Origin of the sequence: Brevibacillus sp. HB1.1, assembly GCF_013332445.1 — a bacterium.
In the GTDB taxonomy this organism is placed as follows: domain Bacteria; phylum Bacillota; class Bacilli; order Brevibacillales; family Brevibacillaceae; genus Brevibacillus; species Brevibacillus porteri.
Window position 1 is genome coordinate 535,528 of record NZ_JABMIV010000002.1, and the last position, 23,913, is coordinate 559,440.

Annotated in this window: 25 protein-coding genes and 3 tRNA genes; 1 reads left to right on the forward strand and 27 read right to left on the reverse strand. The window is 48.2% G+C overall.

What is annotated here, in order from left to right; translation table 11 throughout:
- Positions 1 to 30 precede the first annotated feature (30 nt).
- The 9 genes from HPY27_RS07305 to HPY27_RS07345 form a co-directional block, all read right to left on the reverse strand.
- Positions 31 to 636 (reverse strand): TetR/AcrR family transcriptional regulator, encoded by a 606-nt coding sequence (locus HPY27_RS07305; protein ID WP_017248223.1) that lies wholly within the window; start codon positions 634 to 636, stop codon positions 31 to 33.
- 312 nt (positions 637 to 948) lie between these two features.
- A complete protein-coding gene (locus tag HPY27_RS07310; RefSeq protein ID WP_017248222.1) occupies positions 949 to 1,845 on the reverse strand; it encodes a C40 family peptidase in 897 nt (298 codons plus the stop codon).
- Between the two features lie 295 nt (positions 1,846 to 2,140).
- A complete protein-coding gene (locus tag HPY27_RS07315) occupies positions 2,141 to 2,773 on the reverse strand; it encodes a fumarylacetoacetate hydrolase family protein (protein WP_174224702.1) in 633 nt (210 codons plus the stop codon).
- Positions 2,774 to 2,831: 58 nt separating this feature from the next.
- Positions 2,832 to 3,377 carry a hypothetical protein gene (locus HPY27_RS07320; protein ID WP_174224703.1) on the reverse strand — a complete coding sequence of 182 codons (546 nt, stop codon included), beginning with the start codon at positions 3,375 to 3,377 and terminating at the stop codon, positions 2,832 to 2,834.
- A 134-nt stretch (positions 3,378 to 3,511) separates the two neighbouring features.
- On the reverse strand, positions 3,512 to 4,141 hold the full coding sequence (locus tag HPY27_RS07325) for a VanW family protein (RefSeq protein WP_174224704.1): 630 nt from the start codon (positions 4,139 to 4,141) through the stop codon (positions 3,512 to 3,514).
- A gap of 159 nt (positions 4,142 to 4,300) precedes the next feature.
- Positions 4,301 to 5,347, reverse strand: coding sequence for an NAD(P)/FAD-dependent oxidoreductase (locus HPY27_RS07330; protein WP_174224705.1), 1,047 nt, complete (start codon positions 5,345 to 5,347; stop codon positions 4,301 to 4,303).
- Positions 5,348 to 5,526: 179 nt separating this feature from the next.
- Positions 5,527 to 5,613 (reverse strand) — tRNA-Leu (locus tag HPY27_RS07335).
- A 7-nt stretch (positions 5,614 to 5,620) separates the two neighbouring features.
- A tRNA-Thr gene (locus HPY27_RS07340) sits at positions 5,621 to 5,696 on the reverse strand.
- Between the two features lie 43 nt (positions 5,697 to 5,739).
- Positions 5,740 to 5,816 (reverse strand) — tRNA-Asp (locus HPY27_RS07345).
- 183 nt (positions 5,817 to 5,999) lie between these two features.
- On the opposite strand from HPY27_RS07345, the gene HPY27_RS07350 reads away from it, so the two are divergent.
- Positions 6,000 to 6,908: a C40 family peptidase gene (locus HPY27_RS07350; protein ID WP_017248217.1), complete on the forward strand. Its 909-nt coding sequence runs from the start codon at positions 6,000 to 6,002 to the stop codon at positions 6,906 to 6,908.
- A gap of 75 nt (positions 6,909 to 6,983) precedes the next feature.
- On the opposite strand, the gene HPY27_RS07355 is transcribed toward HPY27_RS07350, so the two are convergent.
- The 18 genes from HPY27_RS07355 to HPY27_RS07440 form a co-directional block, all read right to left on the reverse strand.
- The gene (locus HPY27_RS07355; RefSeq protein WP_017248216.1) at positions 6,984 to 7,226 is read right to left on the reverse strand and encodes a hypothetical protein; all 243 of its coding nucleotides are present in this window, start codon (positions 7,224 to 7,226) and stop codon (positions 6,984 to 6,986) included.
- A 120-nt stretch (positions 7,227 to 7,346) separates the two neighbouring features.
- Positions 7,347 to 9,134 carry a M3 family oligoendopeptidase gene (locus tag HPY27_RS07360; RefSeq protein WP_173621644.1) on the reverse strand — a complete coding sequence of 596 codons (1,788 nt, stop codon included), beginning with the start codon at positions 9,132 to 9,134 and terminating at the stop codon, positions 7,347 to 7,349.
- A 143-nt stretch (positions 9,135 to 9,277) separates the two neighbouring features.
- A complete protein-coding gene (locus HPY27_RS07365) occupies positions 9,278 to 10,495 on the reverse strand; it encodes a M20 family metallopeptidase (protein WP_017248214.1) in 1,218 nt (405 codons plus the stop codon).
- A gap of 37 nt (positions 10,496 to 10,532) precedes the next feature.
- Complete coding sequence (locus HPY27_RS07370) at positions 10,533 to 11,495, reverse strand: P1 family peptidase (protein ID WP_174224706.1); 963 nt, start codon at positions 11,493 to 11,495, stop codon at positions 10,533 to 10,535.
- The gene (locus HPY27_RS07375) at positions 11,495 to 12,052 is read right to left on the reverse strand and encodes an ECF transporter S component (protein WP_017248213.1); all 558 of its coding nucleotides are present in this window, start codon (positions 12,050 to 12,052) and stop codon (positions 11,495 to 11,497) included. Before HPY27_RS07375 ends, HPY27_RS07370 begins: the two co-directional genes overlap by 1 nt.
- A 66-nt stretch (positions 12,053 to 12,118) precedes the next feature.
- A complete protein-coding gene (locus HPY27_RS07380; RefSeq protein ID WP_174224707.1) occupies positions 12,119 to 12,955 on the reverse strand; it encodes an energy-coupling factor transporter transmembrane component T family protein in 837 nt (278 codons plus the stop codon).
- A gap of 12 nt (positions 12,956 to 12,967) precedes the next feature.
- A complete protein-coding gene (locus HPY27_RS07385) occupies positions 12,968 to 13,828 on the reverse strand; it encodes an energy-coupling factor transporter ATPase (RefSeq protein WP_174224708.1) in 861 nt (286 codons plus the stop codon).
- Positions 13,825 to 14,694, reverse strand: coding sequence for an energy-coupling factor transporter ATPase (locus HPY27_RS07390; RefSeq protein ID WP_017248210.1), 870 nt, complete (start codon positions 14,692 to 14,694; stop codon positions 13,825 to 13,827). Before HPY27_RS07390 ends, HPY27_RS07385 begins: the two co-directional genes overlap by 4 nt.
- A gap of 162 nt (positions 14,695 to 14,856) precedes the next feature.
- Positions 14,857 to 16,155 (reverse strand): sigma-54 interaction domain-containing protein, encoded by a 1,299-nt coding sequence (locus tag HPY27_RS07395; RefSeq protein WP_017248209.1) that lies wholly within the window; start codon positions 16,153 to 16,155, stop codon positions 14,857 to 14,859.
- Positions 16,152 to 16,394 carry a hypothetical protein gene (locus tag HPY27_RS07400; RefSeq protein ID WP_017248208.1) on the reverse strand — a complete coding sequence of 81 codons (243 nt, stop codon included), beginning with the start codon at positions 16,392 to 16,394 and terminating at the stop codon, positions 16,152 to 16,154. Before HPY27_RS07400 ends, HPY27_RS07395 begins: the two co-directional genes overlap by 4 nt.
- A 24-nt stretch (positions 16,395 to 16,418) precedes the next feature.
- Positions 16,419 to 16,754: a DUF4406 domain-containing protein gene (locus HPY27_RS07405; protein WP_106835931.1), complete on the reverse strand. Its 336-nt coding sequence runs from the start codon at positions 16,752 to 16,754 to the stop codon at positions 16,419 to 16,421.
- 120 nt (positions 16,755 to 16,874) lie between these two features.
- On the reverse strand, positions 16,875 to 17,546 hold the full coding sequence (locus HPY27_RS07410; protein ID WP_017248206.1) for a GNAT family N-acetyltransferase: 672 nt from the start codon (positions 17,544 to 17,546) through the stop codon (positions 16,875 to 16,877).
- Between the two features lie 41 nt (positions 17,547 to 17,587).
- A complete protein-coding gene (locus HPY27_RS07415; protein WP_174224709.1) occupies positions 17,588 to 18,259 on the reverse strand; it encodes a GNAT family N-acetyltransferase in 672 nt (223 codons plus the stop codon).
- Between the two features lie 37 nt (positions 18,260 to 18,296).
- Positions 18,297 to 19,154, reverse strand: coding sequence for a carbon-nitrogen hydrolase family protein (locus HPY27_RS07420; RefSeq protein ID WP_017248204.1), 858 nt, complete (start codon positions 19,152 to 19,154; stop codon positions 18,297 to 18,299).
- A gap of 128 nt (positions 19,155 to 19,282) precedes the next feature.
- Complete coding sequence (locus HPY27_RS07425; RefSeq protein WP_174224710.1) at positions 19,283 to 20,542, reverse strand: M20 family metallo-hydrolase; 1,260 nt, start codon at positions 20,540 to 20,542, stop codon at positions 19,283 to 19,285.
- On the reverse strand, positions 20,539 to 22,161 hold the full coding sequence (locus HPY27_RS07430; protein WP_174224711.1) for an amidohydrolase: 1,623 nt from the start codon (positions 22,159 to 22,161) through the stop codon (positions 20,539 to 20,541). Before HPY27_RS07430 ends, HPY27_RS07425 begins: the two co-directional genes overlap by 4 nt.
- Before the next feature lie 27 nt (positions 22,162 to 22,188).
- Entirely contained in the window at positions 22,189 to 23,679 is a 1,491-nt protein-coding gene (locus HPY27_RS07435) for a sodium:solute symporter family protein (RefSeq protein ID WP_174224712.1), read from the reverse strand.
- The gene (locus HPY27_RS07440) at positions 23,676 to 23,873 is read right to left on the reverse strand and encodes a DUF3311 domain-containing protein (RefSeq protein WP_026043050.1); all 198 of its coding nucleotides are present in this window, start codon (positions 23,871 to 23,873) and stop codon (positions 23,676 to 23,678) included. Before HPY27_RS07440 ends, HPY27_RS07435 begins: the two co-directional genes overlap by 4 nt.
- Between the last annotated feature and the right edge of the window lie 40 nt (positions 23,874 to 23,913).

Below are 23,913 nucleotides of genomic sequence, written 5' to 3' on the forward strand. Positions count from 1 at the left end.
CTCTACTCCTTTGCCTATAAAATGAATCGGTTACGGCTTGGCAGCAATCCCTTTCATAATCATCGACATGGCTGTTTCTAGCACCTCTTCCGGTACGTCTTCATTTTCCCAGTAAACCCAACGCATCCCGATGAATTGTCCGATCGACATGAGACAATAAGCCAGCGTCTCATGATCCATCTCTCGAAACGCACCTTCGTTCATGGCGTTCTTCAGACTTCGTACGTACCCCGCTGCCAGTTTGGCGTAATACCAGCGATATAGCTCCTGATCGACGAGCGCAGCCTGTTGAATAATGCTGTACATGTTGCGATGATGTTTGATCCAACGAAAAAAGGCCAGAAATCCTAGGCGCAAATTCTCTTCTTGTGTGGTTGCTCCCATGATTGCTTCTTTGATCGTCGAACGAAGCTCTCTGCTCAACTGCCTGATCAATTCATCATAAATGGCTTTCTTCGACTCGAAATAATTGTAAAACGTTCCTTGGGACACCTGTGCATGCTGTGTGATCAAGACGATAGATGCATCATAATAACCCAACTCGCCAAACACATGCTCCGCGGCATCCAGTATTTTTTTGCGGGTTTCCTGTCCTTTTTTGGTCAAAACAGGGGTAGGTAGACTATTTTCTGACACCTGAATCACCTCTCAGTTTTTATTATATGCATAATTCAGAATATTACAATATGTATTTTTCGCACTCATTCTAGGGAGACTCGTTTTCACAATAAGAAAAGGGACCATAGTGGCCTTTCCCTTTCACTCGACGCGTCGCGAGTTCAGCCAAGACGGCTGGCCCTTCTTCTAAGGGAATAACTTTCTCTACTCAGTTGGCAATAATTGACGCGAAACAAAAAAAGTGAAGCAGCGTCTTATTATACAAAAGCACATAAAAAAAGCTCCCGTACGAAAGCACGAGAGCGGAGTAAACACTTTGAAGTCGTATGATTAGATAACACGCTTGATTTTCACCGTGCGCTTCTCCCAGTTCGTTCCATCGTACTTGGAGTAAGTCACACCAGGACTACCGTAAGTGTGCAGGATTTTTCCATTCCCTGCGTAAATAGCCACGTGTGTAATCCGATCAGAAGTACTGTTTACCGATGCCTTCATGAAGATCAGATCACCTTTTTGCAGGTTGCTTTTGGAAACAGATTTCCCAACAGTTGATTGCTGACGGGAATCGCGTGGCAGAGTAATACCCGCTTCCTTGAATACACGTTGGGTAAAGGAAGAGCAGTCGAACGTACTGGTTGTACTACTGCTTGAACCGTATTTGTACTTCGTGCCCAAATACTTTTCACCATTTTTAATGACCTGATCGGCTGTTTTGCTTACTGGCTGTTCTGGCTTGCTAGGCGTATTCTCTGAGGAATCAATAACACGACGAGCCCCTACAAATTTGTCACTGTACGCCGAGTATTTTTTTACAACTACCTCGTCTTCCCCTTTCGAAGAATAGACGAATTGATCACTGCCTATGTATATTCCCATAAAAGTTGGGCTGCCGCTTCCGCTAGAGGCGAAGAACACCAAATCTCCTGGCGCCACGCTTTTTTCGGATACTTTACTCCCAGTCTTGTACAGGCTAGAGATTGTGCTCCCAATGGAAATCCCTACTTGTTTGTACGCATACGTAGCCAGCTCCGCTGATCCGAATTGCTTCGGTCCCTTTGCTTTGTACTCGTAATCCTTCCCGATCAAAGAAGTAGCAATATTTGCAACCTCTGACTGTTTTGAATCTTGTGTCTTAGCGGCCACTACTCCAACTTGACCACCCATTAACAGGGACGTACTCAGCATGACTGCTACTGTTGACTTCATTACCCAATCTCGTTTCGTCACTTTCTTTTCCTCCTTGTCATGTTGTGGCACCCGTCTTGGGTACATGGACAGAATAGCGCAGGAGGAAACAGGAGGATAAGACCGTAAAATTTTCCAATGATGGAATTGGTAGCATGGGACTAGTCAGAAAACAGGGTGCAAAGTAGGCGGTTGCTACCTCTTAGTTCCATGGAACCATAAAAGTTACAAAACGGTATCAAAGGTGATTTTCGTCGCAAAAAACGGCTATTTTGCTGGCCCGAACCCCAAACAAAAACCATCTTCTGCTTGTTTCTGTCAGAAGATGGTTCTCAATTCATACCTCTTTCATTTTCGCCGTAAACTGCCCCCAAGTCTCTTCTCCCCACTTGAGAGTGAGGACATCCCCATCTGTAACAGGTCCTACCCCCGCTGGCGTACCTGTGTAAATGATATCCCCTTGACCCAAGCCTAGATGTTCGGAAATATAGGCAATCATGGTTTCCAAATCAAAAATCACATCACGAAGATTACCGCGTTGCACTTGCTCTCCATTTTTCAGCAAGGAGAAATCCGTTTGGTGCAGCTCATGAATACCAGGGAAAGGATGAAAAGACGTCAAAATGGCTGAATTTTTAAACCCTTTTGCCAACAACCATGGATGCCCTGCTTTCTTCAGCTCGCTCTGAACATCCCGCAAAGTAAAGTCGATGCCGAGTGCTATTTTGTCAATCATCTCGTCAAGGGTAACTCCAGCCTCATATGGTCTCGCGATGTGAATCACAAGCTCCGCCTCATAATGGAGCTCTCCACGATATGCCGGAAGCTCAATGGCCTCGCCATTTGCCATTGCAAGCGCATGTGTTGGCTTATCAAAGATCATTGGCTTGGTTGGTACATCGTTCCCCAACTCCGCAGCATGCAATCGATAGTTGCGACCGATACAGTAAATATTTTTGACTGACTCCATTTTGTCCTCTCCTTTGGTGGCTGTCTCTTTTTTCACTATATCATGGCTGCACGGCGTATTACAGCTTGTCTTGTTCGTCCTCTTCCATGTAGTTTCGATAGCCAGGCCAAAGACGGGCATTCCCTCGTGCTTCTACTTCAATCACGGTATCACAAATGGATTCCAACGCACTTTCCAGATCCATCTCGTGCTTAGAGCACCAGGAAAATTCGTAATGGAAAATCACTTGCTGCTCTGTCACTTCGGAGAGGACAAAGGCAAACTGCTGTTGTTGTTCCACGACATGCTTTCTAGCTTCAATCGTCGCTTCTACCGAGAACAAACCATCCCATTCAGCAACCTTATATGTAGAAGTAACATCAATCCACAGAGAGGGAGTATCATTCGTCCGCCGAAAAATAACAGAGTCCTCCCGATAAAACCCGTAGCCAGAGGGCAGCGCACCTGAGAGCTTAAATGGGATTCCTACCGGCAAATCCTGTGGCTTCAATGCATGGACAAGTCTCCCAGGCAAAAGATAGCAACCATCCTGCTGGCGATCTAACTGTTCTCCCATGACGAGAACCTCTTGATTGTGTGAATCACCTGTCATCTGAACGAACATCACGGCACCTCCCTCTAAAAACAGTATGGTCAGGAATGCATGACTCAAAACTAAATTTCCATCCATTTTTTTCCTGACTAAATACCGAAAAAAACAGGGTTCATCCATAGGATGCCCCCTTTATTCCTTCTAAGCTACGCACGTATGATCGCAATCACAACATGTTCGTCATCGTATGATTTTGCTTTGATTTTCACAGGGAAATCATACAAGTTGGTAAATTTAAAATCTATATAGCCATACGCTACTGTGGCATCTTGACCCACTGGCACGTATCCCACTGATTTGCTGTGGTTATGCCGTTCCACCATGATCATCCCCGCTTCAGCAGCTACATTGTAAAGCGTGCTGGAAACCTGACAAATCCCGCCTCCATAGTCATCGACGAGCTGACCATTCTGAATAACGCCGGCCTTCTGCCAACCATCCTCTGGCAAATTCGAATTTCCCACTGTTTCATTGAAAGAAAACACCTGTTGCGGTTTGATTTTTTCATTATGAATCTTGGCCAATGCTTGCTTGATGTTATGTTTACGAGTATCTGTGCTGTCTTTCATCGATGAGTAATAAAAACCGAGAACCTCCTCTTCCTTGAGGTCCATCTTCTCCACATACTTTTCCTGTAACTTTTCCTGCAACTCGATAGCAGGAGATAACGGCTCCACTTGTAACGCCATTGCACGCTCAGGCGCGTAGTTCATGCCCAGCGAGAACACAAGGGCCACTGTCGCTATACTGATCGGCCAATGCCGAACTTTCTTCATTTCTACTTCCTCTCCCACATTTGTTGATCGATTGACTGACGCGAAGCTCCCTATTTATATAGCCTGTCATTGTTATTACACCTTGTCTCTAACAATGTAACGTATGGGAAAAGCGGCAATCAACCTGCAAATGTTGGGCTTTTTGTCCTACATCAGGTTCTACTCGTCATCCTCATCGATAACCCCGAGGGCTTTGTTCTTTTCTTTAAAGCGCTGGTTATGGGAAGAAACATACGCCATCCGATCTGCTACTGGGTCTATGTGTAATTTTGCACTGTTTACGGCCACAGCCGCATCGGTGAATGCTCCCGCGATCAGCGTAATCTTGCTGTCAAAGCTCGCAAAATCTCCCGCCGCAAAAATCCCTGGCAGATTCGTTGCCAGACGTGGACTGACAAACACGTTCCACTCATCCATGTCCAAGCCCCACTCTTTAATCCCAGTGAAATCGGCCTTCAATCCGTGATTGACGATGATGGCGTCGACATCGATTTGCTCCGTTTCGTCCGTCTCTAGATGACGTATCGTCACTTTATCGATCGTTTCTTTGTCTGAGCTTTGCAATTGCGTGACCGTATATGGGGTGCGAACGATCGCAGATGACTCTTTCATGCGCTTTACATTCCGCTCATGTCCACCAAATACATCACGGCGATGCACGACAGTTACAGACGCTGCGATTTGCACCAGTTCATTTGCCCAATCGACCGCGGAGTCGCCGCCACCTGAGATGAGGACGTGCTTCCCACGGAATGGCTCCAGTTCCTGCACCGTATAATGAAGATTTGTCACCTCGTAGCGCTCGGCCCCTTCGATCTCCAGTTTTGCCATTTTCAAAATACCTCGGCCCAGAGCCAGTATGATCGTGCGCGTCCAATGCCGTCTCCCCGATTTTGCAACGAGTATGTACGTGCCATCTTCTTGTGGCTCTAGTCCAATAATCGCCTCGCCTAGCACGATGGTGGGATCAAATGTCTTCGCTTGCTCCACCAGATTGGCAACCAGCTTTTCACATAACTGTGGTGGTACACCGCCTACATCCCAGATCATTTTTTCTGGATAGATCAACATTCGTCCACCAAGCTCTTCTTTCGCTTCAATGAGTTTCGTCTTCAGATCTCGCATCCCGCTATAAAAGGCAGCGTACATCCCCGCAGGGCCACCGCCAATAATGGTTACATCAAACAGCTCCAACTGTTCTCCCACAACTACCCCTCCACTGTCTTTCTGTTTGTTTATGAATCATCAAATACGATAATGAAAATGAGATTCATTATCACAATGTGATTGTAATGGAAAATGGAGGAGGATTCAACATTCCAGAAAAAATAAAAAGGCTCGTAATTAGCTTCATCAGCCAATTTACGAACCTGTTGTTTACCATATGGTGCGGTCGAGAGGACTTGAACCTCCACGGTGTTGCCACCACTAGAACCTGAATCTAGCGCGTCTGCCAATTCCGCCACGACCGCATAAAAATGGTGCCGGCAATAGGACTTGAACCCACAACCCCCTGATTACAAGTCAGGTGCTCTACCAATTGAGCTATACCGGCACATTACGAGAAACTATGTAATTCGCACATTCTAAAAATAGAATGGCGGAGCTGACGGGACTCGAACCCGCGACCTCCGGTGTGACAGACCGGCGTGAACTCCAACTTCACCACAGCTCCATATGGTTTTTGTCACCATCACCATCTTGTGGCGACTTCTGTAATATAGCACGATTCTCTCTCCAGATGCAATAGTTTTTAAAAAAATAATGAAAGATTAATTTTTTCATAGATTTACCAACGAAAATCCGATAGAATTTTAGCTAGATATGCAGATTTTAGTAGATTGGTGGAGACGATGACATGAAAAAGACTTCGAGGCTACTCACCTTCCTCGCCCTCTTCACTCTGCTGCCTACTGCTGCCCATGCTTCCTCATCGGCATATGTGGTATCAGCAGGTGATACGCTGAGCAAGATCGCTCGTGAACATCAAGTAACGGTGGATCAACTCATTCAATGGAACCAACTGAATGACGATAGATTGTCAATTGGACAAACTCTATCTATTCACGGTGAAAACACTTCTGGCTCCATTGCGACTGACACTCCTTCCGATGTAGCTGTCAATCAGAATGATAACGCTACCACTGAGTCTAAAGAACTAACTGCTGGTGAAAAAGCCCGTGTCACTGGTGACGTGCTGAATGTGCGTAAAAAGCCTTCGACTGACGCAAAAGTGTTAGGCAAGCTAAGTTTCGGTTCCATTGTAGAAGTCGTAGAAACGGGTAATGAATGGACGAAAATCGAATTCGAAGATCGTGAAGCATACGTTGCTACAGAGTTCCTTAGTCCAAACCTCACTTCTACCGTTTCGCTGCCTGCCGAGGTAAATGCAGAAGATCTGGGTCGAATGAAGGAAATTTTTGAGCCATTGCTCAATACACCATACGTCTTAGGCGGAACTACTCCGAATGGCTTTGATTGTAGTGGCTTTACTTCATACGTTTTTGAACAGCTTGGGGTTACACTTCCGCGCACTTCTGAAGATCAATTCCGTGGCGGTCAAGAAGTATCACTAGATCAAGCACAGCCTGGTGACCTCTTGTTCTACGATTCGCTTGGAAAAGGACGCGTGTCCCACGTAGCGATCTATTTGGGTAATGGAGCAATCGTGCATGCGAATGGCGAAGATGTTCGCTATGGCAAAGTCGAATACATGCATAAGCTCTACCCGTTTTATGGAGTGAAGCGATACGCTAACTTCCAGTAAGCTTTCTACACATAAAAGCAAACAAACAGCCCTATCTGCCTTGCAGCAGTTCGAGGGCTGTTTGTTTTTCTGTGCTTAATGTATTTCGGTATTATGGGCCTGCTGATGTTGTTGCTGCTGCCCTCCGATTTCGATTTTGCCCAATGCTTGTTTCATTTTGTCGAGCTGAAGTTGATAATCACGAACGACTACGGTAAGAACACTGACAGACTCCTTGAAATCCGGCTCGCTGCTTACTCTGTCGATGGCTCTATGTAAATGCAGCATCTTGTTCTCCGTTTCCCGCAATAGGTCGAGTAACTGCAATCCGTTTACCACGTAATCACCTCATCTGTTTTTTCTTACTTTCTCCTTCCGCTCTGTTCCCTATGCGCACAAAAACGCTTTGCAACATGAATAAAAAACGTCCGCTAATGACATAGCGGACGTTCTTCCTATTTAGTTTAGGCGTGCAGACGCGAGCTCTACGAATTTGTCGATATCTTTTGCAACCAAAGAGAGTGAATTCCGCCAGAAATCGACGGAGCGTACATCAACATCCATGATAGCTGCTACATCTGCAACGCTCATTTTGCCCGTAACAGATAAGAGCTTGTCGTACTGCTCAACAAAAGCTTCCCCGCGCTTGAGATACTCTGCGTACAGGCCTTTCGCGAACAGAAGCCCAAAAGCATACGGGAAGTTGTAGAAATTGTAATCCGCGCTATAATAGTGCGGTTTACATACCCACATGTACGGGTGTAGAGCTGCCGGATCCAAACCATCTCCGTAAGCGTCCTTTTGCGCTTGTAGCATCAGTTCGTTCAGAGTGGAAACAGACAAGGCACCTTCTGTTCTGCGCTCAAATACAGCAGTCTCGAACAAGTAACGGCTATAAATATCGACGATCACCTGACTTGCTCCGCTGATATCATTTTCCAAAATCGCAAATGCTTCCTCGGAGGTCGCTTGTTCAAGTGCTGCATTGGCAATGATGGTTTCACACAAAATGGACGCTGTTTCGGCGATTGGCATTGGGTATTCGCTATTCAAGAATGCTTCGTTTACGAGACATTCTCCGTGATAGCCATGACCCAATTCATGTGCCATTGTGCTCACATCGCTGTAGCTGCCTGTGTAGTTGGACATAATTCTGCTCTCCCCTACGATGTGCAGGTTGTAGCAGAATGCCCCTCCACGCTTGCCTTCACGAATCTCAGCATCAATCCACTGATTGTCATAAGCTCGTGCTGCATAGTTGGCGAGCTTTTCGCTAAAGCTACCAAAGTGCTTCACAATGAAGTCGCGGGATTCCTCATACGAGAACCGCATGTCTGCCTCGCCCACTGGCGCAAACAGATCATAAAACGGCAACTGAGCGCTCTCATGGCCGAGTAACTTCGCCTTTGTACGGAAGTATTGATGGAAGGATGGCAGGCTCTCACGCATCGCCTGAAGCATCGCTTCGAGCGTCTCGCGGTCCATACGGGAGTCTTGCAACGTCTTATCCAGCGGCGATTCATAGCCTCTTAGCTTCGCTACGGTAATAACCTCGCCTTTAATTCCATTCAAGCTGGCAGCAGCAGCTCCATCGATTTTTTTGTAAGCGGCAAGTTCCGCCTCGTAGGCCGTTTTGCGAAGCTGCGGATCTTTTTCGTTCGCCATGTTCCGCACCACTGGCAATGGAAGCTGTTTGTGCTCCCCATCGACTGTAATGTCTACCAGTAAAGTGGAAGTCAGCATTTCATGGAGCTTTGTCCATGCATTTGACCCTGTATTTTTCATTTTTGCTAGGACGATTTCTTCTTTTTCGCTCAGCATGTATTTGCTCTTGTCGGACATTTCTGTCAACATAAAGCGATGTGTCTCTAACAGCTCCGATTGGTTAATCAACTCGTCCAAGTTGCTCAACGATCCTAGCCATTTTTGGAATTGTACGCCTGGTTCAACCAATTCCACAGCCTGATTCTGTACTTTTTCAATTGCAAGCAGTGCTACTTCATTCTTGGCATCCACGCTGGCAGTCAGCTCTCCGTGGGCGTACAAGCGGAAATGCGTTTGCAAGACGGAGGTCATCATCGTTATGTATGTCTCCATCTTCGCTACTGCATCTTCTGAAGATTGAAAGTTTTGCGCTGCCCAGCTTTTGATCTCTTCTGTTTCACGTACAAACTTCTCCCAATCTTGTTTCCATTCTGGTGCATCAAATGAGGAATACAAGACGTCCAAATTCCAGCGCATATTCATGGGCACGCGCCTCCTTTTCTCTTATGTAACAAGCCTATTGTAAAAAAATTTAGATGGATTCTGCAAGTTTTTGCTAAGAAAACTTCTTTTGCGAGAATAAAAAGACTCTGCCGCTAGCGTAAGCAGAGTTCTTTTGTAAGTGATCAAGCTCGTACTGGCTGCGTCAAAAACGTTAATGCAGACAAGGCAAAAAGCTGGGTGGATTCCACCAATTGATCAATAGCTACGTACTCATCTGCATGATGAGGGATGTGGCGATCACCTGCGCCTGTCGTCAAAATCGGAATGCCGGCCTTGTGCAGGAAGGTTCCATCTGTCGCACCTGGGACGCCATTATATACGGGCTCTTTTTTTGTGATTTCCCGATAGGCATTCGCAACGGAAGTCACAACTTCTTCATGCATGCCAGTCAACGTCCAAGGGCGCTCTTCGATAACTTCCAGAGTAGCCTTGAACTTGTCATCCTCTTTGCCTAGTTCCTCTAATATGACACTGATCTCTTTATACAGCTCTTGGTGGTCCTGCCCGGGAACCGTGCGAATATCAAGTGTTGTCATGCATTGATCGGGTACGACGTTGATTTGGGCGTCTCCTTTGACCGGTGCCTGCAAAATCGTCGGAGTGATACTCGGCCACCCCAACATTGGATGCTCTCCCAGACGAGCCATTTCCTTTCGTTCCAGCTCTTCTAACGCCACAATGGCGCGTGCCATCCTGGTGTTCGGATTGATGCCCGTCAGTGGCATAGCTCCATGCGCCATCTTGCCAAACGTACGAAGAATTGCTCGCATGGCTCCTTTTTGCGTGATGCAGAGCTGATTTTCTTCCGGTTCGCAGATAATCGCCGCATCGACGTTGTTGGCCCAACCGCGACGAATGAAATCTTTGATCCCGATCATCATGCTCTCCTCATCGCAAGGGATGCACAGGAGGATTTTGCCTGTAAAAGACTGTTTGGATCGTTGGATAGCTTTGACGGCACATATCGCGGCGGCCAGATTACCTTTTGTGTCACAAGAGCCACGCCCGTAGATACGCCCACCAGATATTGTTCCACCAAAAGGGTCGTAGCTCCAAGCATCCCGATCCCCTTCTGTTACGACATCTGTATGGGCTTCGAATAAAAGCGTTTTGCCAGGCTTGCCCGAATCGTAAAAGGCGATGACATTCGGTCTGCCTGGAACAACCTCTTCATAGAAGACCTGCAAACCCATGTTACGAAGATAATCGGCGACAAATAGCGCTACCCGCTCTTCATTCGCTCCTGTCTGATCGGGACGAAACACACTTGGAATTCTAACTAGCTCCTGCGTTAGGCGTACAACTTCCTGCTCGTCAACAAAGGATATCACCTGATTCATCCGCCAATCCTCTCCTCTGCATCCAAATATGTTACACCTATCCCTGGAAGTAACTGCGATAAGATGGCAGTCCCCCTGCTCCCTCTGCGTGCTTAACAGCTTGGATGACGGCTTCTGCCAGCACATCTGCGGACAATGCGCCCACCAAGTCTACACTCGCCTCTACTTCGCCTGTTGCTACAGCAAAGATCGTGTCGCCATCGTACATCGTGTGAATCGGACGGATTGTACGGGCAAGCCCATCATGAGCCATTTGCGCTACTTTGTTTGCTTCTGCTTTGGACAAGTGGGCATTGCTGGCGACTACGGCAATCGTCGTGTTCGTACCTGGAGGGATCGGAGCAAAAGCTTGCTGGCGCAGTATCTCCATGCTATCCCGAATGGTTCCCTGTTCATCTCTCGGCCCGGCTATGATCGTCCCTGACTGCGGATCTACGACATGACCGACCGCATTTACAGCGACGATTGCACCTATGACGAGTCCATTGGGTAAAATCACCGAAGCTGTGCCTAACCCGCTCTTCATCGCATTCCCAAATCCATTTAGCTTGCCTACTGTCGCACCTGTACCTGCACCGACGTTTCCTTGTGCTACTTTCTCATGGCTTGCTGCCTGTGCTGCCTCATAGCCCATTGGACGATCGGGACGAACCCGATAGTCGCCTACTGCCAGGTCGAACAAAACTGCTGCTGGAACGATAGGAACGACGCCATAGCCAACATCCAGTCCGATGCCATGTTCCTCCAAATACTGCATGACACCTGTAGCAGCATCCAAACCGTATGCACTGCCACCCGAAAGGCAAATCGCATGGACGACACTCACCAGATTGACAGGGTCCAAGAGGTCCGTCTCGCGGGTGCCCGGGGCGGAACCCCGGACATCCACGCCGCAAACAGACGGCTTTTCTAGCATAATTACACTGCATCCCGTTAATGTTTCTTCGTTTTGTGCATGCCCGACGAAAACGCCGGGTACGTCAACAATCGTTCCGGTCATTATAAGTCTCCTGAAATTTTTGATTTTTGCCTACCTGCTGAGCCCAATTTCTTCCAAGCCGCAACGACAGCCAATGTAACAATGACCGAAACAATTGCTTCTGGCAAGCCGTTCGTGATTGCAACTGTGGTCGCTACGCCGAGGGTCATGTATCCTCGAATGACGGCCATGCCCAGTACCAGGATCGTGTTTGTCATCGCCCCAATAAAGCCAGCGGCACCAATCGCCAAGTACTGATTGACGTTTTTCAAACCAACATAGGTCAAGTAAGCAGTCACACCGATGAACAAACGTGGCAGGATGGCTACAAGAGGGTCTTTAAAAAGCGGAACGGTGGCATTTAAGAAAGAAGAGACTCCAAATATAAGGCCAATGATCATACCAACGCCCCAGCCCTCCATTATGCCCCCGATCACAGCCGGGATGTGCATAATAGTGGCATTGCCCGCTGCTGTCGGAACCGGAATGTAGCCGAGACGTGTCACCCCGAGCAAAATCGCTATCGCGCCCAAAACGCCTGCAATGACAATCTTGCGAACGGTCAAGCCTTTTTCCATGCATACTCCTCCTTTTACGAGTTTTATGTGGAATGCCCTACTCGGGCGAATTCCCGCTAGTCTCCCTTACCAAGGTATGGCGAGCATGACGGCTGAAATGACAATACTCACGATCAGCGCGACGTAATCTTTGCCTACAGCCTTGTATTGGGTGTATCTGGTCCGTGCAGCACCTGGTGTGTAGCATCTGGCTTCCATTGCCAAAATCAAATCTTCTGCTCTGGAGAGCGCCACATTAAACAGCGGGATGATGATGGGAAACATGTCTTTTGTTCGCTGGATGATCCGCCACCATTCTCCTGTACCGAAATCTGCACCACGGGATGCTTGTGCTTTCATCATTTTTTCCATTTCCATCGCGAAGGTAGGTACAAAGCGCACAGCAATCGTGATGATCAAAGCAAAAGCATGAACCGGAAACTTTACTTTTTCTAATGGCCCCAGCAATCGCTCCATTCCGTGTGTAAGTTCCGTCGTCGAAGTGCTGAGCGTGAGGACACTCGATAAGAAGATTACTTCTACGAAACGTATGGCAGACACGATGACGAGGCGTATACTCTCACTCGTGATCGTGATGAAGCCGTATTTCAAATAAACGGTTCCGCCATTGACAACCTCCCCGTAAAATAGCAGCTGCATGATCGCCAAAATCATGATAAAGGGGATAGCGGGCTTGATCCCGGATATACCGTAATGCAGGGGGATTTTCGAGATTTGAAACATCCAGATACAAATGGCTAAAGCAAACAGATTACCCACGTATGTATCGCAGATGGCAATTGCTAAGATGAGGATGACGAAAGCACCCAGCTTGAAACGAGGATCGAGACGATGAACGACCGAAGCAGTGGGTAAATATTGACCGATGGTAATATTTCGCGTCAATTCAAATTCTGCTGACATGTGGACCCCTCCTTAGCGGTTCATCAGTTTCAAAATTTCCATCGCTGTCTCTTCGGGTAAAAAAGCGCTAGCATCGATGCTGTAGCCCTGCTCACGAAGTCTGTATAAAATATCTACCGATTCCGGTGTGCCGATATGATGCTGCCGCAGCAATTCCTGATTGCCAAAAATTTGTCGTGGTGTCCCTTCACAGACTGATTTGCCGTTTGCCATGACATAGACACGATCAGCAAGCTTGGCGACCTCTTCCATATTGTGTGAGACGAAAATAACCGTTAGCTTTTCTTCCCGATTGAGACGGCGGATGCGCTCCAATAGCTCATGACGAGAGCGCGGGTCCAGTCCTGCTGTTGGCTCGTCAAGTACGAGAACCTTGGGTTGCAAGGAAAGGACGCCAGCTAATGCCACCTTGCGTTTCTGCCCGCCACTTAAGGCAAAAGTCGGACGGTCTTTCATCTCCTGGAACGAGAGGCCAACTAAGCCCATCGCCCACTGTACACGTCGCCGCACTTCCTCTAGAGGGAGCCCCATCCGAAAAGGTCCGTAGGCTACGTCATCACCGACCAGTTTTTCGAAAAGTTGATCCTCCGGGTTTTGAAAAACCAGTCCTACTTGTCTACGCAACGTACGAATATCGATCTTGGGTGAAGATACGTCCATTCCATTGATGATGACCGTACCGGATTGCGGGCGAATCAGGCCGTTAAAATGCTGGATTAACGTCGATTTTCCCGATCCAGTATGACCGATAATGGCCAAGCATTCGCCTTCTGCCACCTGGATGCTTACCTGGTCGAGGGCCCGATGTTCGAGAGGCGTTCCGTGCATGTAGACATGAGATAGATTTTCCACGTTTACGATCGGTTGCGTCATGAACCACTCGCCTCCGCTTGTCTGACGTATAAACGATTAACCTCCGCGACAACTTCCTCATTGTGGATGAGATCAGGTGTAAATTCGTGATATTCGGAGTGAACGAGATGAGCAATTCGGCTCGCGTCTGGAACATCCAGATGAAGCTCGCGAAGTCTTTCCTGATGGGAAAATACTTCACGTGGAGTACCCTCCAATACGATCTTGCCGCCCTCCATTACGATGACGCGATCTGCTTCTGCTACCTCTGACATGTGATGGGTCACGGTGACGATCGTCATTCCTTCGCGATGCAGCTTGCGAACGACTGCTAGTATATCCTGTCTACCGTAGCTGTCCAGCATACTCGTCGCTTCGTCCATGACGAGGCATTGTGGCTTCATCGCCAATATCCCCGCAATGGCGATCCGCTGCTTTTGCCCGCCAGACAAATGATGAGGCGGTCGATGGCGAAAGGCACTCATTCCTACTGCCTCTAGGGCAAAATCCACTCGTGTCTTCATCTCTTCTGCAGATGTCCCTATGTTCTCCAGTCCGAAGGCCACATCATCCTCTACAATCGTCGCGACAATCTGATTGTCCGGATGCTGAAAAACCATCCCGACACGGCTCCTCACTTCATGAATTCGCTGTTTTTCACGCGTGTTGATTCCGTTAACGATGACATCGCCATCGTTTGGAGTCAAAATTCCATTGAGATGCTTAGACAGCGTTGACTTACCGGACCCATTATGACCGATGATGGCGACATACTCTCCTGGAAACACTTCTAGGGAGACATTTTGCAGAACAGGAATTTGTTGATCTTGGTTAACCTGATAGGCAAACGAGACATTTTCTACACGAATAATCGGTTGTGGTGTCATGCTCTCCCCTCGCCTTTTCGTAAAAGTCGTAAGCGTTGTGTCCTCCATAAATAAGCAACTACCATGCCAAATGAATGTGTTTTTAATTTTCTGTAAATTAAACAAGTAACGGAGCCACTCTGTTGCAAACATGCATCGCTGATGTTGCAATTGCATCAATTTCTACAATCTTTCGTAGCGCTTCATTTTTCTCCACAGCGTAGACCGATCCATTCCCAAAATTTTCGCCGCTTCTCCCTTGTTTCCCTTCGTCTCCGCCAAAACCTTTCGGATGACTTCTGCTTCTCTCTCTTCTTGATCTCGGTAAGATTGCCGCTGATACAGCTTCTTGGCAAAAAAAGCAGTGTCCTCCTTGCCAAGCGCGTCATTCTTACAAAGCAAGACCATTCTTTCCACCACGTTGCGCAGCTCTCGTACGTTACCTGGCCAGTCGTATTGTTTGAGAACGCGGAAAACGGCCTCTTCTACTTTCAGATGCCTTTTATTTTCCCGTTCCTTGATCTCTCCAATGATCGATGCCACCAATAGCGGAATATCTTCAATTCGCTCTCGTAAAGCAGGCAGCTCTAACGTCAGCACATTCAATCGGAAGTACAAGTCTGAGCGAAACTGCTTTTCCTCTACCAGTCGTTCCAAATCCCGATTCGTTGCCGCGATAATTCTCACGTCGACAGGGACGATGCGCTCCCCGCTGATTCTGCGGACTTTTTTCTCCTGCAAGATACGCAAGAGCAACGCTTGGATCGGGATCGACATCTCTCCGATTTCATCGAGGAACAGCGTGCCTCCGTGTGCCAATTCAAACAGCCCTGGCTTTCCGCCTTTTCGCGCGCCAGTAAAAGCGCCCTCCTCGTATCCGAACAACTCGCTCTCCAATAAATTGCCAGGGAGCGCCGCACAGTTAACTGGGATGAAGGGCCCAGTTGCACGCTGGCTGCTCAAATGAATTCCTTGGGCAAACAACTCCTTGCCAGTTCCAGTCTCCCCCTGAATGAGAACCGTCGCATCTGTCCGTGCAAATGTTTCCGCCCATACCTTCGCTTCGCGGATCGCAGATGATTCTCCCACGATATCCTCCAGGCGGAATTTGGCTTCCAAGCCACTCTCCATGCTCTGCTTGCGAATGCGCATCTCCATTTTTTGAATGTCGGTGATCTCTTTAAAAGTGGACACCGCTCCCACGATTTCACCCTTTACGACAATCGGCAAACGGTTGATGATAATTTGCCGATTCAGGATCGTCGCGATATCCCCTCTCTCTTTTTTTCCCGTTGCCAAAATTCTCAACATATCTGAATTGGGAATATAACGGGTAATTTTTTGTCCCACGATATTGCCTGGCAGACCGAGTATTTCCATCGCGTTTTTATTGACCCCGATAATAATGGAATCCCGATCGACCGCGATGATGCCGTCATGGGAAGCGTCCAGAATCGCCTGCATGTGGATGTCATGGATCATTTGCCTGGCTCTCCTTCCTCGGCATTCTCAAGCATGACTGCTACTTCTGGTGCTGGCCTTCTTGCCCGACGCTTTTTTCGTTTCTTTTTCCGTAAAATGAAAATGGACAGGAGCATCAGCGCGAGGATGGCGAGCTCGATTGGTTGTGCCAGCTTGGCAGAAGTCCAGCCACTCATGCCCAGCAAGTGAAAGATGACGGCTATGTAAAGGAAGATCGATGCTAGATTTTGAGCATTCACCTGTTTCACCTCTGTATTTTCTCGTTAGTGAAAGAATGCGGCAATCACTTTATCGTTGATCCCACTCTTGGAGTAATAATGAACCGGCTTTCCTTGTTCTTTTGCATACGCAATTTCCTTGCTTGTACTGCTTCCAATATAGCCCTCTACATCGATGACAAAAATCTCGTCGGACAAATCGATTTTTCGAAAGTGAATGTCAGTGAGTAGATCTGCTTGCTCCTGTGATATCTCAAAGCCCTCGCTCTGTTCAAAAAAAGCTACGCTCATCACGATGTTTCCTTGGAGAGTCAAATACGTATTCGCCTGCTCAAATTCTTTTTTGAATTTTGTAGACCCGCATAGCGTGATGATTTTCATTTTGAATCCCTCTTCCTATGGCTTGCATTTTTCGTAATAATCTGACTGGGATACTACGAAAAACTCCCATGGAGCCGTGACCATAGCTCCACAGGAGAGTTGGTTCTTGTTGTCTTGCGATTAGATAGGAAGCAGTTCTACAGACTCTTTGCTCTCCAAGTCTTTCACCATGTCGAGCCATGCTTGTGGCTTTTGTGGAAGCACGGCGTAATAACGCTTCAAGAACGTGACGATCAGATCCGCTTCGAGGGTTGTTTGCTCTTCGTTTGTCGGCATGAAGCCCAGATCAAGTCCAGATACCGCTTCCCCGTCATTTTGCCAGGACGGATGTACATAGGTAAAGCTCGTACGTTTGTAGCCGAGATGGGAGAGCACTTCACGGCGTACAAATGGGTCCATTGGCTTGATCCCGCCAAAGCTATGTTCTTCCACACGGTACGGGTCGTAGATTTCTGCAAACATCCCGTACAGCTCCTTGCCGTTTTCAGCAGCCAGAGCGAGCAGGTCCTTTTGACGCTCTCTGGCGAGGAATCGGCCCACTCCGAGACCTTCTTGACCAATGATCGTGAAGTCTGTCATGGCTACGTTCATGTCTGTGTAATAACGGTATTCGGTAGCGCCCACAACTTCTCCTTCGTGTACAGCTACAAATACACGAATACCCGGATCTTCCAGCGGTTCTTTCCACAGATCGTACTCCAATACTTCCTCAGGCGGGAAAACCTCTTGCATCAAACGGTGCATCTTCGCAAACAGCGGATTGTCAATATGTTGAATACGTACGAATTCCATCAGTCATATCCCCTCTCGATCGATTATGTCGGATAAACGCCCTACAGATGCTGCTGAAATGGATTTTTCCATTCCATGAGTGTCGCGTAGTTGCGAGATTCCTCATCTTCCAAATAATGCGCCACGACCTGAACAGGCGTACGACCGCAGCGCATGAGAAATGTAATCACCGGGTCTCTTACTTCCCCTGTTAGAACACGCTCCAAATAATGCTCAGGTGTCCATTGGTCTGCATAACGTCCATATCCTGGCATGCGACCTCCGCCGAGCAATCTGCGCAGTCCTTTTTGTACCACCAGCTCATACATCGCTTGCATCATCTGTTGACCCAATCCCAGCTTGCGGAAGCTCGGACGAATGCAAATATCTACGATGTACAGCGTGTCCCCTTGCGGATCGTGATTACGGATATAACCGCTATCCGTGACATCCTCCCACTTATGCTCGGGGTGAGCCGGATCAAACCTCACGAGCAACCCTGTCATCGAACCCGCCAAAATCCCGTCTACTTCTACACAAATAGCACCTTCTGGGAACAGCGTAATATGGTTCATCAGCTGCTCCTGGTTCCACCATAACTCAGACGGGAACGGCGGGGGAAAGCTCTCCGCCTGGATTTGGATCAATTCGAAGAAGTCTGCATGATTGTAGTTGCGTATGACGGCTTTGCGTGGCTTGTTCCCTTCAAATACATACAGCTCTTTTCTGTACATATTCATCCTCCTGCTGTCCTGATCACGATGGAATGCTTTACTTCCAGTCTGTATACAAATCGGTACGGCGGTCGCGCCACGTTGTGACGGAGCCTTTTTCCCGCACGTCGTATAGCAATTGGATATCCAGGTCAGCGGTTACCATCATGTCGTGGTTGATTTCCCCTTCAGCAAGAATGCCTCGCGGAGGAAACGGAACATCGTTTGGCGTCAAGATCGCCGCTTGTCCAAAGTTCGCTCGCATGAAATCAACTGTCGGCAGCGAGCCTACGGTTCCAGTCAGTACGACATACACCTGGTTTTCAATCGTCCGAGCATGGCTGGTATAACGTACGCGGTGGAATGCGTGGCGATCATCCGTGCAGGATGGGCAGAAAATGACATCTGCGCCCCGTGCTTTGGCGATGCGCACCCACTCAGGGAACTCGATGTCGTAGCAAATAATCATCGCGACTTTCCCTTTGTCGGTCTCAAAGATTTGCAACGAGTCGCCAGCCCCCATGTTCCAGCCTTTTACTTCCCATGGCGTGATATGGATTTTTTTCTGCTGGCCTACACGTCCATCCGGGTAAAACAGAAAAGCCGTATTGTAAAGCTTGCCGTTTTCCTCGATGATGTGCGTTCCACCAATCAGATACATCTCGTATTTGGCAGCGAGGGAACGAAACAGCTCGACATATCGGTCCGTGAATGATGGCAATGCCGTAATCGGCAGCGCATTGCCCTGCTCGTCTCCAATCGACATGAGTTGAGTCGTAAACAGCTCCGGGAAAAGGAGAAATTCTGTGTCGTACTCTTGTGCGTTTTTCACGTAGTGCTCAACTTGATTGGCGAAGTCTTCAAAGCTATGTATGGTATGCAGATGATACTGCACAGCGGAAACACGCATTTTCATGCCATTCTTCCTTCCTCAAGCGTGATAAGAATCTCTAAGAATAAAATATATCAAAAACAGCTTGTAAAGTCTCGTCATTGGCTGTATGAAAAAAGTCGCCTATCCACTTAGACGGGCGACTCTCTCTCTTATTGGTTGGTGCTCATCCGCAAAACGGTTTTGTAGAGCAGCTCTGTTCCCAGTGCTACGTCTTCATAGGCTGCATATTCTTGCGGATTATGACTGATACCGTCCTTGCAGCGGACAAAAATCATCCCGTAATCACAAACGTAGGAGAGTGCCAAAGCGTCATGGAAAGGACCACTCATCAGCTCGCGCACAGAGGCACCAAGCCTGCTGCTCTCCTCGTGCATGATTGCCTTAATCCAATCGGCACAGTAACGCGGGTCACTATTCGTATCTTCCGTAATGGTATATTGCAATCCACCTTCTACAGCGGCTAGCTCAATCGCCTCGCGCAACGCTTGTTCGCGCTCATCGCGACGCTTCAAATCGATATCCCGCAAATCAATCGAAAAACGCACCCGCTCTGGAATGATGTTGCGCGAATCCGGGAAAACCTCCAAATGACCGACTGTACCGACTGTTGGCGCTTGTGGATCAAGCTTTGCCAGCTCGTTCACAGCCAAAATTACTTTTGCTGCTCCGACAAGCGCATCCTTTCTCATCGGCATCGGTACAGAACCAGCGTGCCCGGCAAAGCCAGTCAGCTCGACCGTCCACCACAAAGGCCCTGATATCGCAGACACGATTCCAATCGCTTCTTTCGCATCATCGAGAATCGGCCCCTGCTCAATATGCAGCTCCAGATAAGCACCGATGCTGTCTTTTGGATAAATAGACGCTTCCAGACGATCAGGGTCGCATCCAAAATCAATCAGTGCTTGCCTGCGTGTGATCCCGTTTTTATCCGTTCGCTCCAAGTCCGTCGGGTCCAGCATGCCGAGAATGCCTTTGGAACCAAACAGTCCTTTTTGAAATCGGCATCCTTCTTCGTCACAAAACGCAACGACTTCAATAGGCTGTGCAGGCATGAGCCCTTGTTCATTCAACGTCTGGACAACCTCCAGCCCGCCCAATACCCCGATCACACCATCGTACTGACCGCCGTACGGCTGCGAATCGATATGTGAGCCAATCATCAAGATCGGAGCTTGATCATCCTTCCCCGTCATCCGACCAATCAAATTGCCGAAGTCATCGATCCGCGTCTGAAGACCTGCTTCTTCCATCCAGCTACGCACCAGCTCTACGCCTGCCCGATCTTCAGCAGACAAAGCGAGTCGACATACACCCGTTTCACCTATTTTCCCGATTTGCGCCAATTGCTCGATTCGTTTTTGCAGTCGTTCTTCATTGATCGCTAGCTTTCTCGCCTTTACGTTCATGCTTGTAAAACCTCCTCATCTTGGCGTTGATAGACGAACTCCCCATCGATCATCGTTTTGTCTACGCGCAGCTCTTTGATACGATCTGCCCGCGTTGCCAAAATATCGCCGTCCAGCACCACGAGATCAGCCAGCTTCCCAACTTCAATACTCCCTTTGATCCCCTCCTCAAAACTGGCGTACGCTCCGTTCCAAGTAAACATGCGAATCGCCTCCATGATGCTGACCCTTTGATTTGTCCCCACATCCTGACCTGTTTTACTCACTCGATTAACGGCAGTATGAATCCCAATCAGCGGGTTGAAATCAGTCACGGGACTATCCGACGCTCCTGCCGTAACGATCCCCGCGTCGAACTGATCCCTCGCCGGAAACATATGTCCGACACGCTCTCCGATGTTGGTCACATACGAATCACCGTAATCGTAGATAAAAGCAGGATTCGGGATGGGTACGACGCCTAGCCGAGCCATTCTTGCCAGCAGATCAGGCGCAGATACACCAGCATGTTCAATTCGATGTCGGTGGTTCTCGCGCGGATGCGCTTCTAGTGCCGTTTCAAAGCATGTCAGCAGCATGTCAATCGCTCGATCTCCCTGGGCATGAGCGGTAATTTGAAAACCTTTTGCATGTGCCTCTCCCAAAATGGTATTCAACTCGTCCTGTTCATAGTAGAGAATTCCATAATCATCTGGTCGGCTGGTGAACGGTTCACGCATGGCCATCGTGGGCGCAATGCTTGCCCCATCTGTAAAAACTTTCGCGGGTCCGATACGGAACCGAGCATTCCCCGTACCCGTTACCATCCCTGCATCGACCATCTTTCGGACAAAATCATCGGATTGATTCAAAGCACAAACCATTGCGTAGATGCGAACTTTCACGTCTCCTTTCTGTACCGCTTTTTGCATCGCCCGATAGTTCTCTGGACCGTATCCTCCCGCATCGTGGATGCTCGTAATCCCCGCAGCAACAAAGTCTTTCGAAGCTAATCGCAAACCTTCGATATACTCTACTTCTGTAAAAGCCGCTTTTTCAAATAGGTTCATATGTGCCGTTTCGATGAGGAATCCCGTTAGCTCACCATCTGCATCACGATCAATACGTCCACCTTGGGGATCGGCTGTCTCTCTGTCGTAACCCGCTAAGGCAAGCGCTCTGCTGTTTACGACAGAGTGATGAGCGCACGTCCTCATGACAAAAACAGGATGCGCTGTCGTCACTTCATCCAGCTCGGCGATTGTCGGATAGCGTTGCTCGATCATGAGATTTTCATCGAAACCACATGCTCTCACCCATTCTCCTGCTGGTGTTTTTGCCGCTTGTTCTTTCAGTGCGGTGAGCAGATCATCAATCGACCTGATCCCTCTTGCTTTGCAATCGACTCCCAGTTTGTTCGTACCGTAAATCGTAATATGCAGATGGGCATCGATGAAGCCGGGCAATAGACTCCTCCCTTGCAAATCAATGACGTTTGTATGTGATTGAATCAACTGTTTCACATCTTCACTAGACCCGACAGCAAGAATGCGATTCCCTCTGACAGCCACTGCTTCTGCCACCCGATTCTCATGATCTACCGTGATCACCTGTCCATTGAGAAAAACCATATCTGCCATATAACTGCCCCCTTTAGGAAATGAGTATTAAAGAGTGGGTGTCCCTTCTGTGTTTGCCGCATGACGATTGAGTGCAAAAAGATTCTTCGTCAAAAACGTCACAGTAAACATCACGACGAGATTGACTAGCAATGCCACGACACCAATGTTCAAGTCTTTGACAACGGCTGGCCAATTCGGGAACATAGTCGCTATCGTCACTTGGAAAAACGTCACATACGCAACAGTTGACACCCCACATAAAATCCCGGCAAACGCACCGTATTTATTTACCCACGGCTTGGAAGGAAGACTAAAAAGCAATGCCGGGAATAACTGTGTGACCAAGCTGTAGCCCATTAATAACAGCGTTACGAGCGTATCTCCCCCACTCATTGCAAAATACAGCGAAATCAACGAGATGACAGGCACTAACCATTTGGCAATGCGGGCGATTTGTGCGTCAGATGTGTGCGGAGCCATGACTTTGTACACATTTTTCGCCAAGAGCGTTGCCCCTGTCATCAATAGCATGGAGCCTGGTACGAGCGCAGTTAACAAACCTGCTGCTCCAATGATCCCGACTACCCACGGATCGAATGTTTGCAACGACAGACGGAGCAAGGACAAATCACCGTCCGCCCCTTTTAATCCGGGCACTTGCAGAATCGCCGTAAAGCCGACAAAGAACACAAACAACAGCATCAAGGTATAGAGCGGCAGCATGATCGTATTTTTGCGGAACACATTTGCATTTTTCGCTGAAAACACGGAACCGAACGTATGCGGCCACATGTAAAATCCGAACACCGTGACCAGCACCGTTGAAATATACCAGGAAATACTTAATCCCTCCTTAGGGAACGTCAAGAAACCAGGATTGGAAGCTTGTACGGCTTCAAACATCGGTTGGATACCCCCGTAATAATGAAACGGAAGGTAAAGCCCGAGGAAAACGACGACAAAGAAAATCATGATGTCCTTGATCGCAGCCGTCCAAGCCGAACCGTGAATTCCTGAGATCATGACGTAAATGGTCACAGCAATGACTCCGATCCATATCGCAGCAGCAGGTGAAATCGAGCCATAGGATGCTTCCGACACGATGATCCCCAAGCCTTTGAATTGGAGGACGAGATACGGAATAATCGCAATGACTCCGACCGCTGCGACCAAAATGCCGAGTATCGGGCTATTGTATTTGCTTACAAAAAAATCGGATTGGGAGACGAGCTTGTGCTCTTTGGCATACCGCCAAATGGGCGGCAAGAGCCAGTAGGAAATGACATAGGCGAGGGAAATGTAAGAGAGAACGTAATAAGAAGGTGCCCCTTTGGAGTACGCCCAACCACTGCCTCCCAAAAAGGTGAATGTCGTATAAATCTCGCCTGCTACCAGCAAGAAAATAAAGATCGAACCGAATCCTCTGCCGCCAACGGTCCATTGTTCCATATTCATGTCTTTCCCTCGTTGCGCACGAATACCGGAGTAGAAGGACAGCAATAAAAAGGCAAAAATAATGATCAAGGCAATATTCATTGGCCGTCCTCCTTCGTAGCAGGGTCGATTTTGTTGAGGAATGCCATGATGACGGAAGTTAAGACAACCCAGAGAACGATCCAAAATAGGACAAACGGCATGCCTAATACGTAAGGCTCTACCCGATTCACAAACGGAATTCCTCCTAGCATCCCAATGAACGGCAGTACTCCTAGCCAATCCCTCGCTTTCATACGACTCCCCCCAGTTTGCTCGATTTGTCCCATTGCCTGT

Excerpts from the sequence above, each read along its gene's own strand:
- HPY27_RS07410 (WP_017248206.1), bottom strand. The coding sequence starts at position 17,546 with ATGGAATTCGTACGTATTCAACATATTGACAATCCGCTGTTTGCGAAG.
- HPY27_RS07440 (WP_026043050.1), bottom strand. The coding sequence starts at position 23,873 with ATGAAAGCGAGGGATTGGCTAGGAGTACTGCCGTTCATTGGGATGCTA.
- HPY27_RS07385 (WP_174224708.1), bottom strand. The coding sequence starts at position 13,828 with ATGACGCAACCGATCGTAAACGTGGAAAATCTATCTCATGTCTACATG.
- HPY27_RS07360 (WP_173621644.1), bottom strand. The coding sequence starts at position 9,134 with ATGAATATGCGCTGGAATTTGGACGTCTTGTATTCCTCATTTGATGCA.
- HPY27_RS07320 (WP_174224703.1), bottom strand. The coding sequence starts at position 3,377 with ATGTTCGTTCAGATGACAGGTGATTCACACAATCAAGAGGTTCTCGTC.
- HPY27_RS07390 (WP_017248210.1), bottom strand. The coding sequence starts at position 14,694 with ATGACACCACAACCGATTATTCGTGTAGAAAATGTCTCGTTTGCCTAT.
- HPY27_RS07380 (WP_174224707.1), bottom strand. The coding sequence starts at position 12,955 with ATGTCAGCAGAATTTGAATTGACGCGAAATATTACCATCGGTCAATAT.
- HPY27_RS07420 (WP_017248204.1), bottom strand. The coding sequence starts at position 19,154 with ATGAAAATGCGTGTTTCCGCTGTGCAGTATCATCTGCATACCATACAT.
- HPY27_RS07405 (WP_106835931.1), bottom strand. The coding sequence starts at position 16,754 with ATGAAAATCATCACGCTATGCGGGTCTACAAAATTCAAAAAAGAATTT.
- HPY27_RS07325 (WP_174224704.1), bottom strand. The coding sequence starts at position 4,141 with ATGAAGAAAGTTCGGCATTGGCCGATCAGTATAGCGACAGTGGCCCTT.
- HPY27_RS07435 (WP_174224712.1), bottom strand. The coding sequence starts at position 23,679 with ATGAATATTGCCTTGATCATTATTTTTGCCTTTTTATTGCTGTCCTTC.
- HPY27_RS07415 (WP_174224709.1), bottom strand. The coding sequence starts at position 18,259 with ATGTACAGAAAAGAGCTGTATGTATTTGAAGGGAACAAGCCACGCAAA.
- HPY27_RS07315 (WP_174224702.1), bottom strand. The coding sequence starts at position 2,773 with ATGGAGTCAGTCAAAAATATTTACTGTATCGGTCGCAACTATCGATTG.
- HPY27_RS07350 (WP_017248217.1), top strand. The coding sequence starts at position 6,000 with ATGAAAAAGACTTCGAGGCTACTCACCTTCCTCGCCCTCTTCACTCTG.
- HPY27_RS07430 (WP_174224711.1), bottom strand. The coding sequence starts at position 22,161 with ATGGCAGATATGGTTTTTCTCAATGGACAGGTGATCACGGTAGATCAT.
- HPY27_RS07370 (WP_174224706.1), bottom strand. The coding sequence starts at position 11,495 with ATGACCGGAACGATTGTTGACGTACCCGGCGTTTTCGTCGGGCATGCA.
- HPY27_RS07395 (WP_017248209.1), bottom strand. The coding sequence starts at position 16,155 with ATGATCCATGACATCCACATGCAGGCGATTCTGGACGCTTCCCATGAC.
- HPY27_RS07365 (WP_017248214.1), bottom strand. The coding sequence starts at position 10,495 with ATGAATCAGGTGATATCCTTTGTTGACGAGCAGGAAGTTGTACGCCTA.
- HPY27_RS07425 (WP_174224710.1), bottom strand. The coding sequence starts at position 20,542 with ATGAACGTAAAGGCGAGAAAGCTAGCGATCAATGAAGAACGACTGCAA.
- HPY27_RS07375 (WP_017248213.1), bottom strand. The coding sequence starts at position 12,052 with ATGGAAAAAGGCTTGACCGTTCGCAAGATTGTCATTGCAGGCGTTTTG.